Source organism: Anabaena sp. UHCC 0399 (assembly GCF_034931465.1).
Taxonomy (GTDB): Bacteria; Cyanobacteriota; Cyanobacteriia; order Cyanobacteriales; family Nostocaceae; genus Trichormus; species Trichormus minutissimus.
The window spans coordinates 59,215-75,810 of sequence record NZ_JAYGGZ010000010.1 but is presented as its reverse complement, the minus strand read 5'-3'; the positions used below and the strand labels follow the sequence as shown (position 1 = coordinate 75,810).

The following is a 16,596-nucleotide window of genomic DNA, read 5'->3' as shown; positions in this document are numbered from 1 at the left end:
CTAATAATTACCCTGTCTAGCCAAATTTTTAAACTTGGTAAATTGCGGATCAAATAGTAATTTGACTGTCCCCGTGGGGCCGTTACGGTGTTTGGCAACTATGACTTCTGCAATACCGCGATCGGGACTGTCGGAATTATAATAATCATCTCGATATAACATAATGACTAAATCCGCATCTTGTTCAATAGAATTATGGACAATGATATTATTCGCCACAAAATTATGTAACCCAGGAACAGTAAGGTCAAATACTTCTTCCTCTAGACTAGTTTCAATTGAAACTATTTCATCCCAATAAACATCGCTGTTTGCAAGGGCAAATAATTCACTTGATTGAACAATTTTGGCAACTTTTAAAGCTCTTTTACGACTTAAATTTGCCTTATAAAGTGTAGAGCCACAATAGGACATTTCAAGGTGAGACTGTAATGATCTTGTGGTCACTCCAACAGCTTGCATTGCAAAGAGAACGTGTTTTTTCCAAACGTCTTTGGGGATTATATCTCTGTTGGTATTATGAACACTATTTTCTAAATGTTCCGAAATTTGTTGTAATGAAGCTAGCTTGTATTCTCCTATTGCTCCAACCTTTTGAATAAACAACTCAAGGTCAGGCTTACCAGTAATTGTTACATGATACTGATCTCTACCTTTACCAACTTGCGGAATTGACCTGAGTTTGGCATTAATACCAAACTTTAACAAAAGCGTTTGTACTTCAAAAGCTAGCCTTTCGCTACTACTTGCATAATAAGCAATAGGTCTTGGCTTTTTCCCTGCAACCAACTTCACAGAACCATCTGTACTCCACAGGTGTCTGAGAAAGCAAGCTATTAACTCTTGCGGTTGCGAAAATAATTCTTTAGGTACAAATTTTTCATGAGACCTTAAGCCAAAAACACCAAGAGAGTCTAGCCATTTAGCTATAGGATTTCTTACATCATGAGTTAAGCGTTGTGCGGCTGACAAGTAAACTTGATACCAGTTACGTTCAGGTGAAATTCTAGGAACGATTGCGTCTCCAAAAACTTCTTTCGCTAGAAAAGCAACATTTTCAGCTAAGTCAATCTCCCTCGTAGTGTACTGTATGGCATGACGCGGTAAGGTACAACCGTCGCCAATTAAATGTCCTAATAATGCTACCTCAGCATAGGTCATGGTTTGTTTACCAAAACTAGGTAAATGTCTAGGTAAACACAGATATTGTTGAGGACTTAATTCATCTAATCTGCACCAGCCATTAATTGTTAAAAACTTGTGATTACCAGTGGCGCGAATTTTTCTTCCCAAGCGGGTTTTTAAGGTAAATACAGGCTTGACACCTGTAGAAAAAGCATGGCTAACAATTGCTTTCTCTAACTGCATTGTGGTTTCATTTAACGCCCAAACTGCAAAACCAGATTTACCTACTAATTCCCGAATAGGAACTTGTAGACCGCTATCTACTAACGTCACCAAACTATCACCAGTTAAACAACCAGATTCTCTCAAATCAGATAACATGGGACGCTTATTAGTCCGTGCTTCCACCCCACGACTTAACTGAGATAACGCAATCACCGGTACAGATAATTCCCGCGCCAAACCTTTGAGAGAACGGGTAATTTTCGATAACTCTTGGACACGGTTATCACCCCCTCCTTCCATTAATTGCAGGTAATCTATCACCACTAAACCCAGTTCTACACCCTGTTCGGCTTGCAGTCGTCTAGCTTGACTTCGCATTTGGGTAACGGTAATATTGGGCGTATCATCGATAAAAATCGACATTTCCGACAGCATACCGATCGCACGGCTTAAAGGTTCCCATTGAGTTTGACTCAGTCGTCCACTCCGCAAATAACCACTTTCAATCTGTGCTTCACTCGCTAATAAGCGTTGTACTAATTGCTCTTTTGACATTTCCAAGCTGAACACAGCCACAGGTAATCGCATAGAAGCGGCAATATTGTGAGCCAGGTTGAGGCAAAAGGCGGTTTTTCCCATTGATGGCCTCCCAGCGACAATGATTAAATCAGAACGCTGGAAACCGCTAGTCATAGCATCTAAATCATAAAAGCCGCAGGGAATCCCAGGTAAAGAAATACCTTGATTTCGCTCCTCAATTTCCTGGAAATTATTAATCAGGGTTTCGGCAATGTGAGTTAAACCAGATTGGGGACGTTCTTGAGTAACACCGAAAACCTTTTGTTCGGCTTGGTCTAACACAATTGGCAACTCAGTTTCCGTCTCATAACCGAGATGGACAATTTCATTACCAGCCTTAATTAATTGCCGTCGCAGGTATTTTTCCATCACCAACCCTGCTAAGGCATCAATATTTACGGCTGAGACTGTACGATCTACTAATGTGGCTAGCTTATTTCTGCCACCTATTCGCGCCAGTAAATCGTTGTCAGCCAGCCAACTTGTCACCGCGAGTAAATCCGTAGGTTTACCCTGAGCGTGGAGGCGGAGGGTAGCTTGATAGATATCTTTATGAGCAGTAATATAAAAAGCTTCGGGAATTAGGCGATCGCTAACTCGACTAATTGCCTCTGGATCTAGTAAAATACCCCCCAAAATCGCTTCTTCCACTTCGATGTTTTGGGGTGGGAGGCTATTGCTACCACGCGATTCAAAACTTAATTCTTCAGCCATAATTTATTCATTGGGCAGGGGGAATTGGGCATGGGGCAAGGGTATTGGGGTAAAACCACCCCTCTCCTGTCACCTGTCCCCTGTCCCCTGTCCCTCCCTAGTTTAACTAGCCACCACTTGAATATCAATTTGCGCTGTGACTTCAGAGTGTAGCTTAATGTCTGCTTTGTAAGTACCCAACTTGCCAATATCAGGAATGGTAATACCACGACGGTCTATTTCTTGACCTGTAGCTGCTTGGATAGCATCAACAACATCTTGAGTGGTGACAGTACCAAAAATCGCTTCGTTTTCACCAACTTGCTTGGCAATTTGCAAGCTGCCAACTTTTTCTAAGGCTGCTTGTTGTTCTTGTGCTTGTTGTTTAAGCTCTAATTGGCGTTGCCGTTCTACTTCCCGACGGCGTTCTACTTGTCTAAGAATACCGGGAGTCACATGAGTTGCAAAACTCTGAGGAATCAGATAATTACGAGCATAGCCAGGAGCTACATCTACTAAATCGCCAGATTTTCCTAGCTTGCTGACATCCTTAGTTAAAACTAATTGTATGCGTTTCGCCATTGTTTTCCGTTTTTCCTGTAAAATCTCATTAACTTGGGTGGCAGCAGGATAATCTACGTGAGCGTAGCTGTATCCCAACCAATACTATAATCCCAAAGCTTACAGATCCTAGCGAAAGGCGGGGGGCGATCGCAACTCCTAAATGCCAAAAATTTCAAAATAGAGACAGGAGATTGGGGACAAGTGACTTAAAATATATCCTTCATTCCCCGAATCCTGGCAAATGTTTGCACAGGGTCACTGCTATTCGCTGCTAGTTGTAGTGCTGGTTGCTCCCAACGTAAAAAGGGATTGGTCAGCTTTTCTATTCCCAACATTGAGGGTATAGTAGGTTCTTGGCGACTACGTTGTGCTTTGACTGCATAACTACGTTTTTGCAGTTCTGTATTATTACCGTCTATTGTCAGGGCGAATTGTAAATTTTTTAAGGTGTATTCGTGGGCGCACCAAACACGGGTATTATCTGGTAAAGACCTAAGTTTACTAAGAGATTCCACCATTTGGGCTGGTGTACCTTCAAATAAGCGACCGCAACCACCAGCAAACAAGGTATCACCACTGAATAACTCCCCAGGTTCATTGGCTGTTTGGGGAGGAAAGTAGTAAGCAATATGGGCGCGGGTGTGTCCAGGGATAAATATGACCTCTGCTACTCTATCAGCAAATTGGACGCGATCGCCTTCCTGCAAAAACACCTCCTGTCCTGGTATTCTGCCTTTATCTTCCGCACCACCATAAACTTTCACTTGCGGGAATTTTTGGATTAGCGGCTGATTACCACCTATATGGTCATGATGGTGATGTGTATTAAAAATTGCCACTAATTCCGCTTTCAATCCTGCAAGTTCCTTGAGTACTGGTTCAGCCTCTGCGGGATCAACAACAGCTGCAATATTTTGTTTAGGGTCATGCAGTAGGAATATATAGTTGTCTGAGAGTGCCTCAAGACGAATGACTCGCATTAGCTTTATTTCCTCATAAGTTAGTGCTTGGTATATATTTTCAACTCTTAATTACTAGTAAATCACTAGATATTGCCCCAAGTCTGATCAAACACTTGTATTTTTTAGATTACAGACCCCATTTTTATCTCTTATCGTAATATAACCCTGTACTTACACTTAAATTATACAAAAAAAATATAAAGAATATTTTCATTGATCAGTAAAACTTCTCTAGGAGGAAGTGTTAATGCACAGTTAGATTTAGTGTGTTCTTTTTTTGCTGTCAAATTACTTAAGAAACCGTATGTAGTGGTATTCATATTTACTTTAAAGCAAAGAAGATTTAGTCGTAGTGCTATGACACATCTATTTAAGTAGGATAATTTATGAGTCGTAACCAAAGTTATATCTATAGTAATGTTCAAGACCAATCAGAGATGTCAGCAAAGCAAATTGTAGACAGAATCCTGCGCTCTGGTAAGATGAGTCGCCAAGACCATACCTTGCTTACCTCTACTGTTTTCAATAAAAGAGATGTGCATGAAGGAGAGCGTCGTCAGATTAATCGTGTTTTTAACCATATCCAAACAGGACAGCTGAAACTAGTTAATTGGTAACTCATAGTAATAGTTATACATAGTCAATAATGCTAGGTAAGTGAAACTCTAAGCGAAAACCCATAATCAGGAATTATACTAAAAATCTGTGCTATCTTAAGAACCAAAAGTCTTCAGGGCAAGTGAATACGCCTACTATCTCTGTAATAGTGAGTATTAACTGATAAACATAAGTATGAGGAACACTTAAGAAATGCCTCCACTGGTATCAATTATTATTAATTGCTTTAATCAAGGACACTACCTTGAGCGTTCAGTCACAAGTGTATTGTCACAAACCTACACTGAGCTTGAATGTCTGATTATAGATGATGGTTCTACTGATAACACTCGTCAAGTGTCTGAGCAATTAATGGGTATTGATCAGCGAGTGAAATACTTTTTTAAAGAAAATAGTGGACTACCATCTTCTCGCAATTTTGGGATTCAAAAGGCTCAGGGAGAATGGATTCAATGTCTAGATGCAGATGATTGGATTCATGAAGACAAAATTAGATTTCAACTAAATCATCTAGCACAAGTTAGTTTTTCTGAAAATGTCATATTTTATTCAGATTATGAACGAGTATTTATAGATGCTCAAGAAAATATTGTTAACCGTCAGGAAAATATTATCGGTTCATTAACTACAGAGCAACTAATTCAACGTTTACTCATCCCCGATTTTTTAGCAGCCTCACCCCATCCTTGTCTTCAGCAAGCCATGTTGATGCACAAAAAAATATTGAGTAAAATTCAATTCCCTGAATATCTTAAAGCTCTGGGGGATAGATATTTTGCCATAGATATTCTCAGAGCAGGGGCAAATTTTGTTTATACTCCTATGATTGGGGCTTACTATACAAAGCACCAAACTAATCGCACTAATAACTGGCCTTATATGAGAAATTACTATATTTTATTTTATGAAAATGTAGTACAAAAGCATCCAGACTTGAATAATTTCTGCACAATCGGCATCGAGTATCTTTTGGAGGAAGCTATCCGAGAACAAGATCAATCCATATTTGATCAATTAATTAAAATAGCTCCTACCCCAGTTAGATTATTCGACAAAAAAATAAAGTTAAATAATAAATTTACTATAAAATTAGTAAATAAAATTAGAGCGATAACTCCTAGCTTTTTACTATACGAAAAGTATCGTGGCCCTCGTTCAAAAAAAATCCTAGCTCTTGTATCAGATAAATTAAACTTTGTTAAAAGTACACTCAATTTATCCTGATTAATTAGGATGATTTTATTTATTAAATACCCAAGACTTATATGAAATTACTATGTATTATTTCCCTCTTAAAAAAAAGCTAAAAAAAATCAAAAAAAAAGCTGAAACAATACTTGCTAAACCAGCTTATATCATCCCTTATACTCTCACCTATTGGAAATTCTTGATCAGCAAATTACCGAGTCAGAAAGATACAGCAAATACAATAGAAGAGTATGACCTAGTTTTTGTAGTCTTAGATTTCGCTAGAGGTTGGATACTAGAAGCTATATGTAGAGAAATTGCAACTTACTTTCCCGGTAAATATTGCTTCCATTACTCAAAGTCTTCCTTACCTCCATCAAAAGCTTACTTTTTTGCTCATTACTCTTTTTTACCAATCTGTATAAAACTAAACCCATCTATTTGGGGCAGTAAAATACTAGTTTGGCATACGCATCCTCGTAATGACCTGGGTATAAGTAACGATGAACTAATTTATGTACTTAATCAAGCAAGCAAAGTTATATGTGCTTGTTCACAATTTGCTAGACTCCTGATTTCACAGGGATTGAATTCCCAGAAAGTAACGTATATATTGGGTGCGGCTGATCAAAACCTGTTTCAACCTCATGAGCGTGAAAATGGTGCTGTGGGTTTTTGTACAGCCTTTTATTACCGCAAAGAGCCAGAGCGCATTTTAAATATCATTAAAATGATGCCATCACGTAAATTTATCCTCCTAGGTAAAGGGTGGAAAAATTACGACAGATTTCCAGAAATGGCATCTCTACCCAACTTTTCTTATATTGAAGCTCCCTATTCTGATTATCCCAAATATTATGCTGAAATGGATGTTTTTGTTTCAACCGCCAAGCTAGAAGGAGGGCCAATTCCCTTGGTTGAAGCAATGATGTGCAATGTAGTTCCAGTGGCTAGTAAAACAGGATTTGCCCCTGATTTGATAGTTCATGGAGAAAACGGACTGATTTTTGATGTCGATAGTTCTGTTGAGGAAATATGTAACCTGATTGCACAAGCTTTTCAAATTAAAACAAACGTGAGAAAAACCGTTGAAAATTTAACTTGGGAAAACTTTTCTAGAGAGATACAACACCAATTAAAGTAATTTGTATGAGGGATGTTACTAGATGTTAATAAATATTCATAGAAGAGATAATAATGTCGGGGATATCATGTCTTCTCCCTTACTATATTTCAATTTTCCTCAAGAAACAAAAACAATTGATATTATGGATTTGGATAATCCAGAAACTTTAAATAATGACATTATCATTGGTGGAGGTGGTTTAGTCGCCAGAGATTTTTTTTCAGAAAAGATGAATTACATTGCTGACCACAAAAAAGGGAAATTAATATCTTGGGGTATTGGTCATAACAGTTATGAAGATTTAGGCGGCAATTTGAAATATCCCAATTACATGAGTAAGTTTGATCTACATGGTATTAGGGATTACAATCAGGGCTTTAACTATCTCCCATGTGTCAGTTGCATGAGTCAACTATTTGATAAAAAATATGATGTCAAACATGAATTTGTAATTTATCAACACGCCAATCCTCAATGGAAAATTCCCCCAAATCCCCGAAATTTTCCAGTTATGGTTAATAATAAACTTAATAATAAACAAGGATTAGTTGAAAAAATTTCTAATCTATTATTTACACCCATAGATGATTTTCAATTAAGTTTTAGCAAAATTATTAAATTTTTAGGTGAAGCTGACACTATTTTAACGAATACTTATCATGGAATGTATTGGGGAATTTTATTAAATAAAAAAGTTTTAGCCTTTCCTTTTTCGACTAAATTTTACACTTTAAAATACAAAGTTCCCTTTTGTGAACCCAATAATTGGCAGGAAAAATTGCAGTATGTACAAACTTATCCAGAAGCATTGGAAGAATGCAGAAATGCTAATCAGTTATATTATCAAGAAGTTTTAAAACTTATCAACTAATCGGAGATTTTTAATGAAAGCAGTAGTTACATTGTGTATCGGCAAAGAATACAGTCTTGGTGAATTGACTCATCCACTCTTAGCTGCTTATGCCAAAAAAGTAGACGCAGATTTCATCGTTATTGATAGCGAAAAACTTAATCTTGGTTACTTGCATTATGAGAAGTACCAAATTTATGACCTATTAGAACGTTACGAGCGCATCATTTATTTAGATACGGACGTTATAGTAACTCCAGAATGTCCAAATCTATTTGAGATAGTCCCAGAAGAAAAGTTTGGGGCTTTTCTTGTTAGCAACCATACATACTTTCATGATGGATCTATCAAAGATATTCAAAACGAATTAGGAAACATTAATTGGGAGAGAACATACTTTAATAGCGGTGTGATGGTAGTCTCTCAGGCTCATCGTCAAGTATTTAGTGTAGATAATAATCTTTTAGCATGGGCAAAAACTAAAAGAGCATTTATCGAGCAAACTATATTAAATTATACTATACAAAAATTAGGTATAGAAATTCACGATATTGATTATAAATTTAATCATACAACACACACCAAAAATAGCAATCTCAGATTTGGCAGAAGAATCAATCAATTGCTGACTATGACTAATAGCTTAATCGGTTTAATTTCTCCTGAATACCTGAAAGAGCAGGAGCAGAGAAATAAACCTGATCGCTATATAATTTACTATAAAGGTAAAGAGCCTATTAAACATCGGGTTCAAAGCTATATTATTCATTACACGGGTAAGGGTCATAGACAAAAAGGTAGTAAACTAGAACAAATTCGCAAGGATTTATCTATTATTAATAATAATTTTCTAGCTAGTAGTGTCTCTTTTTTACCATTTATTGAACGGTTTATTTAGAAAGCATGAAGGTTTCATTAATTGTTAGCGACTTATCAGGTGGTGGTAGCGTCCGAGCTTTTTTGCTAGCTCAGATTTTGAAATTTCTGGAACATCAAGTTGAGATTATTGGATTTCTTTACGGAAAGGAATTGTATGCAATTCCTCCTAATGAAATTACAGTTATTCCTATTTCTGGTACTAACTATCCCAATTTTTTCGGTTCTGCCCAAAAACTGTTACAAAAAATAGACGGGGATATTATTTATGCTGTAAAACCTAAACCGACGAGTTTTGGGGTTTCCCTCTTGAAAAAGTTTAGTACCCATCGTCCTTTACTTTTAGATATGGATGACTGGGAACTCAGTTGGCACGGTGGTGATGAATGGCAATATCGTCCCGGCTTTAAGCAATTGTACAGAGATATTTTTAAGCCTAAAGGTGCATTGAGATTTCCAGATCATCCACTGTATCTTCAATGGATAGAAAAGTTAGTACCAAAAGCAGATGCCATCACAGTAGATACTCAGTTTTTACAAAAACGTTTTGGCGGTGTTTATGTACCGAATGGGAAAGATACTGCTATGTTCGATCCTAGTAAGTATGACCCAAAAATCAGTAGAGAGCGTTATGGTCTGTCTGAATATCGAATTTTGATGTTTCCTGGCGCACCACGTCCTCACAAGGGGGTGGAAGATGTTTTAATGGCTCTAGATTTGTTAAATGAGTCAGATTTAAGACTGGTGATTGTCGGTGGTAGTCCTTACGATGACTACGATGAGCAGCTGATTCAAAAATGGGGACGTTGGATTATTAAGTTGCCAAAGTGTCCTGTAGATGTCATGCCAGAAATTGTGGCTGCGGCTCACGTTGTTGTCGTCCCGCAACGAGATACCTTAACATCTCGCGCTCAATTTCCTTTAAAGTTGACAGATGGGATGGCAATGGCTAAACCTGTATTATCAACTCATGTAGGAGATATTACAGAAATTTTAGCGGATACTGGTTATTTAGTTAACCCTGCATCTCCAGAACAAATTGCCGAGAAAATTCAATTGATCTTTCAAGATATAGATTTAGCTAATGAGCGTGGTGAAAAAGCTAGAGAAAGATGTGTAGAGAAATATAGTTTAGAGGCGATGGCTTCTACCCTGCAATCATTAATTGCTCAGTTATGAAGATTAGCTCTAAGTGGTAGATTTTGAATAACGTAAAATTTAGGGGTATATTATCTTGGGTCATAGTAGAAACACGGTTATTCGTATAAGAATTTTCTATTACTCTTGATGAAAAAGTTGGAATATGTAGAAATTACAGAATAATGTTAACAATATCTTAGGTGTGATAATAAAAACAGATGTCTACCAGAAAACTACTACTAAAGTTTGCCAAACCATATCCCGGCTGGATTTTTCTGACAGTATTATTGGGATTTTCTGGAGCTTTATTTAATGGTATTAGCACAACTTTGATTGTGCCGATAGTTTTAAAGATAGTGGGACAAGAGATAGACTTAACTAATGCCCCTTCGCTGCTAAAGTCAATCATGACTCCGTTTGATAATGTCCCAGAGAACTATCGGATATTGGTCATGTCGGGGGCAATTATATTAACGATTTGTTTAAAAAATTTAGCCACTTATACTAGTTCTTTAACATCAAGCTCTTTTACAAGAAAGTTAACTTCAGATATTCGAGAAACTGGATTGAAATTATTGCTAGAGGTTGACCTAGACTACTACACCAAAATGAGAGTTGGTGATTTATTGAATAGTCTAGGAGGAGAAATTGGCCGGGCGGCAGGTTCTATCAGTAATGTCATTAAATTAATTATTAATGTTATTACAATTTTTGTATTTATTGGATTGCTGCTATCGATTTCTTGGCAGTTAACTGTTGCGGCTACTGTGTTGTTATCTTTAGTCACATTAATTAACCAGTATACAATTTCCCGCTCCAAACACTTTGGACAACAGCTTAGTGAAATGTCCAAATTGTATTCAATCACTGTGCTAGAAATATTAAATGGGATTAGGTTAGTTAAAGCTACAGGAAATGAAGACAAAGAATATAAAAAAATCATCACTCTAATTCGCGATCGCGAGCAAGCAGATTTCGATTCTCAAGCAAATTCCCAATTGATTGCTCCACTCAGTGAGGTCATGGGAATTACATCCTTGCTATTGATTGTGTTTTTAAGCAGAGTTTTATTTTCTGATCAAGTTTCAGCTCTATCAGCCGTACTGCTTACATATTTATTGGTACTACTGAGACTGTTACCACTAGTTTCTCAGTTGAATAGTATTCGCAATAGTTTTGCCAATAGTGCGCCTAGCGTGGATATAGTAACTGATTTTTTGCGGCGTGATAATAAACCCTTTATGGGTGAAGGTGATGTTATTTACACCAAATTAGAAAAGGGTATAGGTTTTAACTCCTTGTCTTTTGGCTATCCGGGGCAAGATAAATTGGTATTAAAAGATGTCACTTTATTTTTACCTCGTGGTACAACCTTAGCTTTAGTAGGTAGTTCTGGTGCTGGTAAGTCAACCTTGGCTGACCTCCTACCCAGATTTTATGATCCAACATCCGGTAGTATTACAATTGACAGTAGAGATTTGCGTGATTTTAACGTGAAATCTTTACGCCAAAGGATGGGAATCGTTAGTCAAGATACCTTTTTGTTTAATGAGTCGGTAGGAAAGAATATCGCCTATGGGAAACCAGAGGCTACCAAGGATGAAATTATTACAGCCGCCAAGCGAGCCAATGCCTATGAGTTTATTAGTAAATTACCACAGGAATTTGATACCTTAATTGGCGATCGCGGTGTGATGCTATCTGGAGGACAAAGACAAAGATTAGCGATCGCCCGCGCCTTATTGCAAAATCCAGAAATTTTAATTTTAGATGAAGCTACTAGTGCTTTAGATACAGTTTCCGAACGTTTAGTGCAAGCAGCTCTAGACGAACTTAGTCGCGATCGCACCACCTTAGTCATTGCTCACCGCCTGTCCACAGTCCAGAAAGCTGACCAAATTGCCGTCCTAGATCAAGGACAGGTAATGGAAGTAGGAACTCATGAACAACTCCTACAAAAAGGTGGTTATTACGCACGTCTCTACTCAATGCAGTTTAGTGATATTCCTAAAACTAGCAATCATAGTAATCATAGTAATCAAAGCTTATTGCGAATTTCTTATGAAATGCGGACAAGGCTGAACTCAATGATTGGTGTCTTGCACTTGTTACTTGATGAGATGGCAGACAATACTCAAGAACAGCAAACTCAAGAATACCAAACATTAATTGAAGACTCATACAAATCAACATTCAAAATCCTCAACACCCTGGATATTTTTGAGGATATTGTGCAACAGCAAATCCACCACCTATCTACATCATCACCAGAGAACAATCAAAGCAGCAGTGACCAAAGTGGTTATTTGCATACAATACACGGATTTCATACACAGTTAAACTCGCTATTAAGCTCTCTCCGTTCCCTCTCTGATAATTCTTTAGAATCACCTCAAATTCAATATCAAATACTCAAAGAAAATCTAAATTTAGGCATGAATTTGCTCAATTTCTTAGAAAAATTTGAAGAAAGTATACATAATAATTAGCAGCTAAAATAAACATGAAAAATAAATATATTTTTTTTAGTAGAACAATATCCTTAAAACCAGATACAGCCCACGAAATACATGATGTTCTTTGCGCTAATGCCGCAGCTAATATTGGCTATTCTTCAGTTTTAGTTTATCCAGATTCTCAGCGTGGTTCTGGGAATACCTTAGGGTTACTTTCTCCCTTTAAACTCACACAACCCGATCAAAAGTTTGTAGAATTTTACGATGTCCAAGATAAGTTAAAAATTGCTACTTTACCAATGCCATGGCCGATTGATTGCATTGGTGGCAAGTTAACTAATACTAATACAGTATTAACACGTTACTATTTACCAATTCATCTTTCACCTCATACTAAACTTGTCCATACTAGAGATTGGAACTTTGTCAAAGCCGCAGTAAAGAATCACATTCCCACAATCTATGAGCGTCACTATTTTCAAGAAGAAAAATTTGCTCCAGAAATTGTTAATAGCCCGTTTTTTCAAATTGCTATCACCCAGTCAGAACCAATTAGACAAAGCTTAATTGCACAGGGTATGCCACCAGACAAAGTTGTTTGGTTACATAACGGTTTTGAAAAATCATTTTTACTCAGGCAACCAGAACAAGCCCAAGAATGGCGCAAAGAGCTATTAGGAAATGAACGGCAATATCTTGTAGTCTATTCAGGTGCTTTATATCCTTTCAAAGGGATTAATGTGTTAATTGATGCTGCGAAGGAATTGCCACACATTCAGTTTGTAATCACAGGTGGTAAAGAAGAACAAGTTACAGCTTATCAACAGCTAGCGAGAGAAAAACAAATAGATAATGTGAAATTTTTAGGCTGGATACTACCTCGCCAGCGATTAGTAAGTTTATTTCAAGCTGCGGATATTTTAGCTCACCCTCACTGTTCTGGTAAGTCTGCTAATTTCACAAATCCTGTGAAATTTTTTCAGTACATGGCTTCAGGCACTCCTATCATAATTACGGAGATACCACCTTTAATGTTATTCAAGGATTTGCCTTTATCTGCTGTATGGTGTGAACCTGATCATCCCAAAAAGCTTGCCAAGTCCATAGAACAAGCTTTAGAAATTTACCCTAGAAAAATAGAAGGCTATGTGAATAATATTGAATTAGCTAAACAGTTCTCTTGGGAAAATCGAGCAGATAAGATACTCAGTTATGTTGATGAGTCTTTACGTCCTCCAATGATAGGGTAGGGCGCAAATTAAACAATAAATTATAGATGCAAATGGATATAAAAACTGTCGGGATGATTAGCAGCTATAGCAATATTGATAAAAGAGGAGATTGGCTATGGCAACAAACTCCCAATCACTTCGGCATTTGGGGCAATATTAAAATACAAGCATCAGCACCAAACCCAGATTTTATGCTGATGTATCAATTCGATTTTCCCAAAAAACATCAGCCTCAATCTTGGCTAGATAAGTTACGACGAAAACCACAAAAACCAAAAATCGACGTTGGTTCGCGCCTGCGAGGTGTGCCAAAAGAACGAGTAATATATCTTTTGCGCGAACCACCTTTAGATGAGGTTGTCGAGAAAAATAAACGTTATTATCAAGCAGCAGAAAATTACTGCGGTTATATTTCTGGCCCTGATGATTTTGCCCCCGTCCCTGACTATATGCCTGCAATTTGGTATATTGGCAACTCGTTTCGGGAATTAAATGAGATGCCAATACCCGAAAAAGTTGGCCCTTGTAGTTGGATTACCTCTGGTATCAACCGTACAGCTAATCATCGTCAACGATTACAGTTTTTAGAATCACTACAAAATAATGAAGTTAAGTTTGATTTATATGGGCGTAATTTACCTGCATGGTCAAAATCATCCGGTGAACTGGGCGGTAAATGGCATGGCATGGCCCCATATTATTACAATTTAGCAATTGAAAACTATGCTGATAACAGTTGGTATGTGAGTGAGAAATTATGGGATGCTTTACTGGCTTGGTGCTTACCAATTTACTATGGAGGATCGGCTGCTGATAAATTATTACCACCGGGTAGTTTTTTACGATTGCCTAGTTTAGATGAAAAAGGTATTGCCTACATCCAAGAAGTGACTTCTACTCCTGATGCTTGGTATGCAGCTAAGGATGCGATCGCGGAAGCTAGACAAATTATCTTACACAAACTAAATCTACTCAATTGGTTGTCAGAATTTGTTGCTAAGTCCTCATAGGAAAGGAGTTATTCTATGGATGGTATTTGTACTCTTGCTAATGATAAAGTTTATGACCAACTAATTGCTCTACTCAATAGTATTGAAGCAATTTATGGTCAAACCATGCCTGTTTGTGTCTATCCTTATGATGATCATACAGAGCAAATCGCTGCTGAAATAGCTCGCCGTCCACAGGTGCAACTATATGATGATCAAAATTCAATTCAACAATGGGATGAATTTGTGCGTCGTGTTTGGGATACTCACCCCACCGCTCAAGCCAATTGGCTAAAAGTTAGTGGTGATAAATATCATCGAGTCGGTACTCATCGTCGTTACTGTGCTTTTGATGGGCCTTTTGAGCGATTTGTCTACATGGATGCAGACACATTATTAATGAGTCCATTAGATAAAATTTTTGCCCAGCTAGATAAATATGACTTTGTAGTATATGATTTCCAGTATAAAGATTTATCTCATGTTTATGATATCGCTTCCCCAAAATTAACAGAATTATTCACCCCAGAACAACTGCAAACAGAAATATTTTGCTCTGGATTTTATGCTTCTAAAAAAAGTATATTTACCAGCCAAAATCAAGAAATTGTTTTAGAAAAACTCCGCCAAGGAGAAGCAGAAATCTTGTATGCAATGGCCCCAGATCAAACAGTTCTCAACTATATGGTGATGCGGTTAGGAATTTCTTACTGTAACTTAGCTCACCAACTGCCTAGCCATGAAAGGACAGGCTGTTGTGTAACTTCTAATCATTTTACAACACAAGACAATATCCTGTACGACCACGGTAAGCAGTTAACTTATATTCATTATATCGGACTAAAATCTCGGTTCTTTAAGCAAGTTTCCGAAGGAGAAAATATTGATTTTCCCTACCGCGACACTTTTTTACACTATCGCTATCTTCATGAGCCAGACCAGCAACCAAAACTTACAACTAAGCCCAAAGTTGATAATAAGTTCCCAAGTTTGGGGACAAAAATTTTACGAAAATTAGGATTAACTCTTTGAGGTTGATACAATGAGCCGTGGCATTTATATTATTGCTAATGACAAAGTCATCGATCATGCGATCGCTCTACTCAATAGTATTCGATTGCATGACCAAGACACCCCAATTATGATGATACCCTATGATGACAATTATCATCAAATAGCGGAATTACTCAACAAAAATTATGGTGTGCAACTCTATGAAGACTTAGATTTTATAGAGCGTCTTGCTCATAATTTACACGAAATTTTTGGTAATCAATTTTTTGCCCGTCCCAACCAATTCCGTAAGCAAGCTTGTTGGTTCGGACCCTTTGAGGAATTTTTGTATATTGATACCGATATTGTTGTTTTTGAAAAAATTATTGATAATCTCAATTATCTAGCTGACTCTGACTTTATTTGTTGTGATTATCAACATTTAGGCGGCATCAAAAACGTTTTTACGCCAAAAGTATTTGCAGATAATATCTTTAATGAAACAGAAGTTAAAGATATTTTTAACGGTGGTTTTTGGGGTTCAAAGAAAAACTTAATCTCGAATGAGGATTTATTGGCAACCTTTGCTGAGTGTGCTGCTCATCCAGAGTATTTTGACTTCTCTGAAAAGACTTCTGACCAACCAATTATCAACTATATGTTGCTCAAGCGGATTCACCGCCGATTTAATATTGTTCGCAGACAGGGTAAAGCTCCAGGTAATTGGGCTGGTTCACTGCAATTTAAAACTCAAGACCACATTTTATTTGATCCTAGTGTGAATCAACCCCTGCAATATCTGCATTGGGCAGGTATTCGCATTCAACCAGGTTGTCCCTACTGGGACATTTGGGAATACTACCGTAATCTTAATTCTGCATTATCTCCATCTGATATACCTGCACCTGTCAAACCAAATCAGTGGCAAAAGACACTAAATAATATTAAACAGCAGTTACGGCAACTTAAAAATTAAACTG

Annotated in this window: 14 protein-coding genes; 11 read left to right on the top strand and 3 right to left on the bottom strand. The window is 37.4% G+C overall.

The genetic code is table 11. The features are described 5' to 3' along the window. The 3 genes from VB693_RS07850 to gloB form a co-directional block, all read right to left on the bottom strand. Entirely contained in the window at window positions 1-2,643 is a 2,643-nt protein-coding gene (locus VB693_RS07850; RefSeq protein ID WP_323265768.1) for a replicative DNA helicase, read from the bottom strand. A gap of 102 nt (window positions 2,644-2,745) precedes the next feature. After that, window positions 2,746-3,204: a 50S ribosomal protein L9 gene (gene rplI, locus VB693_RS07845; RefSeq protein ID WP_190704698.1), complete on the bottom strand. Its 459-nt coding sequence runs from the start codon at window positions 3,202-3,204 to the stop codon at window positions 2,746-2,748. Between the two features lie 188 nt (window positions 3,205-3,392). After that, a complete protein-coding gene (gloB, locus tag VB693_RS07840; protein ID WP_323265767.1) occupies window positions 3,393-4,166 on the bottom strand; it encodes a hydroxyacylglutathione hydrolase in 774 nt (257 codons plus the stop codon). A gap of 368 nt (window positions 4,167-4,534) precedes the next feature. On the opposite strand from gloB, the gene VB693_RS07835 reads away from it, so the two are divergent. The 11 genes from VB693_RS07835 to VB693_RS07785 all read left to right on the top strand — a co-directional run bounded on the left by VB693_RS07835 (window position 4,535) and on the right by VB693_RS07785 (window position 16,592). Then, on the top strand, window positions 4,535-4,765 hold the full coding sequence (locus tag VB693_RS07835) for a hypothetical protein (RefSeq protein ID WP_190704703.1): 231 nt from the start codon (window positions 4,535-4,537) through the stop codon (window positions 4,763-4,765). Window positions 4,766-4,958: 193 nt separating this feature from the next. Next, complete coding sequence (locus VB693_RS07830) at window positions 4,959-5,990, top strand: glycosyltransferase family 2 protein (RefSeq protein ID WP_323265766.1); 1,032 nt, start codon at window positions 4,959-4,961, stop codon at window positions 5,988-5,990. A gap of 52 nt (window positions 5,991-6,042) precedes the next feature. Beyond that, a complete protein-coding gene (locus VB693_RS07825) occupies window positions 6,043-7,098 on the top strand; it encodes a glycosyltransferase (RefSeq protein WP_323265765.1) in 1,056 nt (351 codons plus the stop codon). A 22-nt stretch (window positions 7,099-7,120) separates the two neighbouring features. Continuing rightward, entirely contained in the window at window positions 7,121-7,951 is an 831-nt protein-coding gene (locus VB693_RS07820; protein ID WP_323265764.1) for a polysaccharide pyruvyl transferase family protein, read from the top strand. A gap of 13 nt (window positions 7,952-7,964) precedes the next feature. Further along, window positions 7,965-8,828, top strand: coding sequence for a glycosyltransferase (locus VB693_RS07815; RefSeq protein ID WP_323265763.1), 864 nt, complete (start codon window positions 7,965-7,967; stop codon window positions 8,826-8,828). Between the two features lie 5 nt (window positions 8,829-8,833). Further along, window positions 8,834-9,985 (top strand): glycosyltransferase family 4 protein, encoded by a 1,152-nt coding sequence (locus VB693_RS07810; RefSeq protein WP_323265762.1) that lies wholly within the window; start codon window positions 8,834-8,836, stop codon window positions 9,983-9,985. 179 nt (window positions 9,986-10,164) lie between these two features. Further along, entirely contained in the window at window positions 10,165-12,435 is a 2,271-nt protein-coding gene (locus tag VB693_RS07805) for an ABC transporter ATP-binding protein (RefSeq protein WP_323265761.1), read from the top strand. A 14-nt stretch (window positions 12,436-12,449) separates the two neighbouring features. Continuing rightward, the gene (locus VB693_RS07800; RefSeq protein WP_323265760.1) at window positions 12,450-13,652 is read left to right on the top strand and encodes a glycosyltransferase; all 1,203 of its coding nucleotides are present in this window, start codon (window positions 12,450-12,452) and stop codon (window positions 13,650-13,652) included. A gap of 32 nt (window positions 13,653-13,684) precedes the next feature. After that, window positions 13,685-14,644, top strand: coding sequence for a glycosyltransferase family 10 domain-containing protein (locus VB693_RS07795; protein ID WP_323265759.1), 960 nt, complete (start codon window positions 13,685-13,687; stop codon window positions 14,642-14,644). Window positions 14,645-14,659: 15 nt separating this feature from the next. After that, window positions 14,660-15,655, top strand: a complete 996-nt coding sequence (locus tag VB693_RS07790; protein ID WP_323265758.1) for an Npun_R2821/Npun_R2822 family protein — start codon at window positions 14,660-14,662, stop codon at window positions 15,653-15,655. A 10-nt stretch (window positions 15,656-15,665) separates the two neighbouring features. After that, window positions 15,666-16,592: an Npun_R2821/Npun_R2822 family protein gene (locus VB693_RS07785; protein WP_323265757.1), complete on the top strand. Its 927-nt coding sequence runs from the start codon at window positions 15,666-15,668 to the stop codon at window positions 16,590-16,592. The last annotated feature ends 4 nt before the right edge of the window (window positions 16,593-16,596 follow it).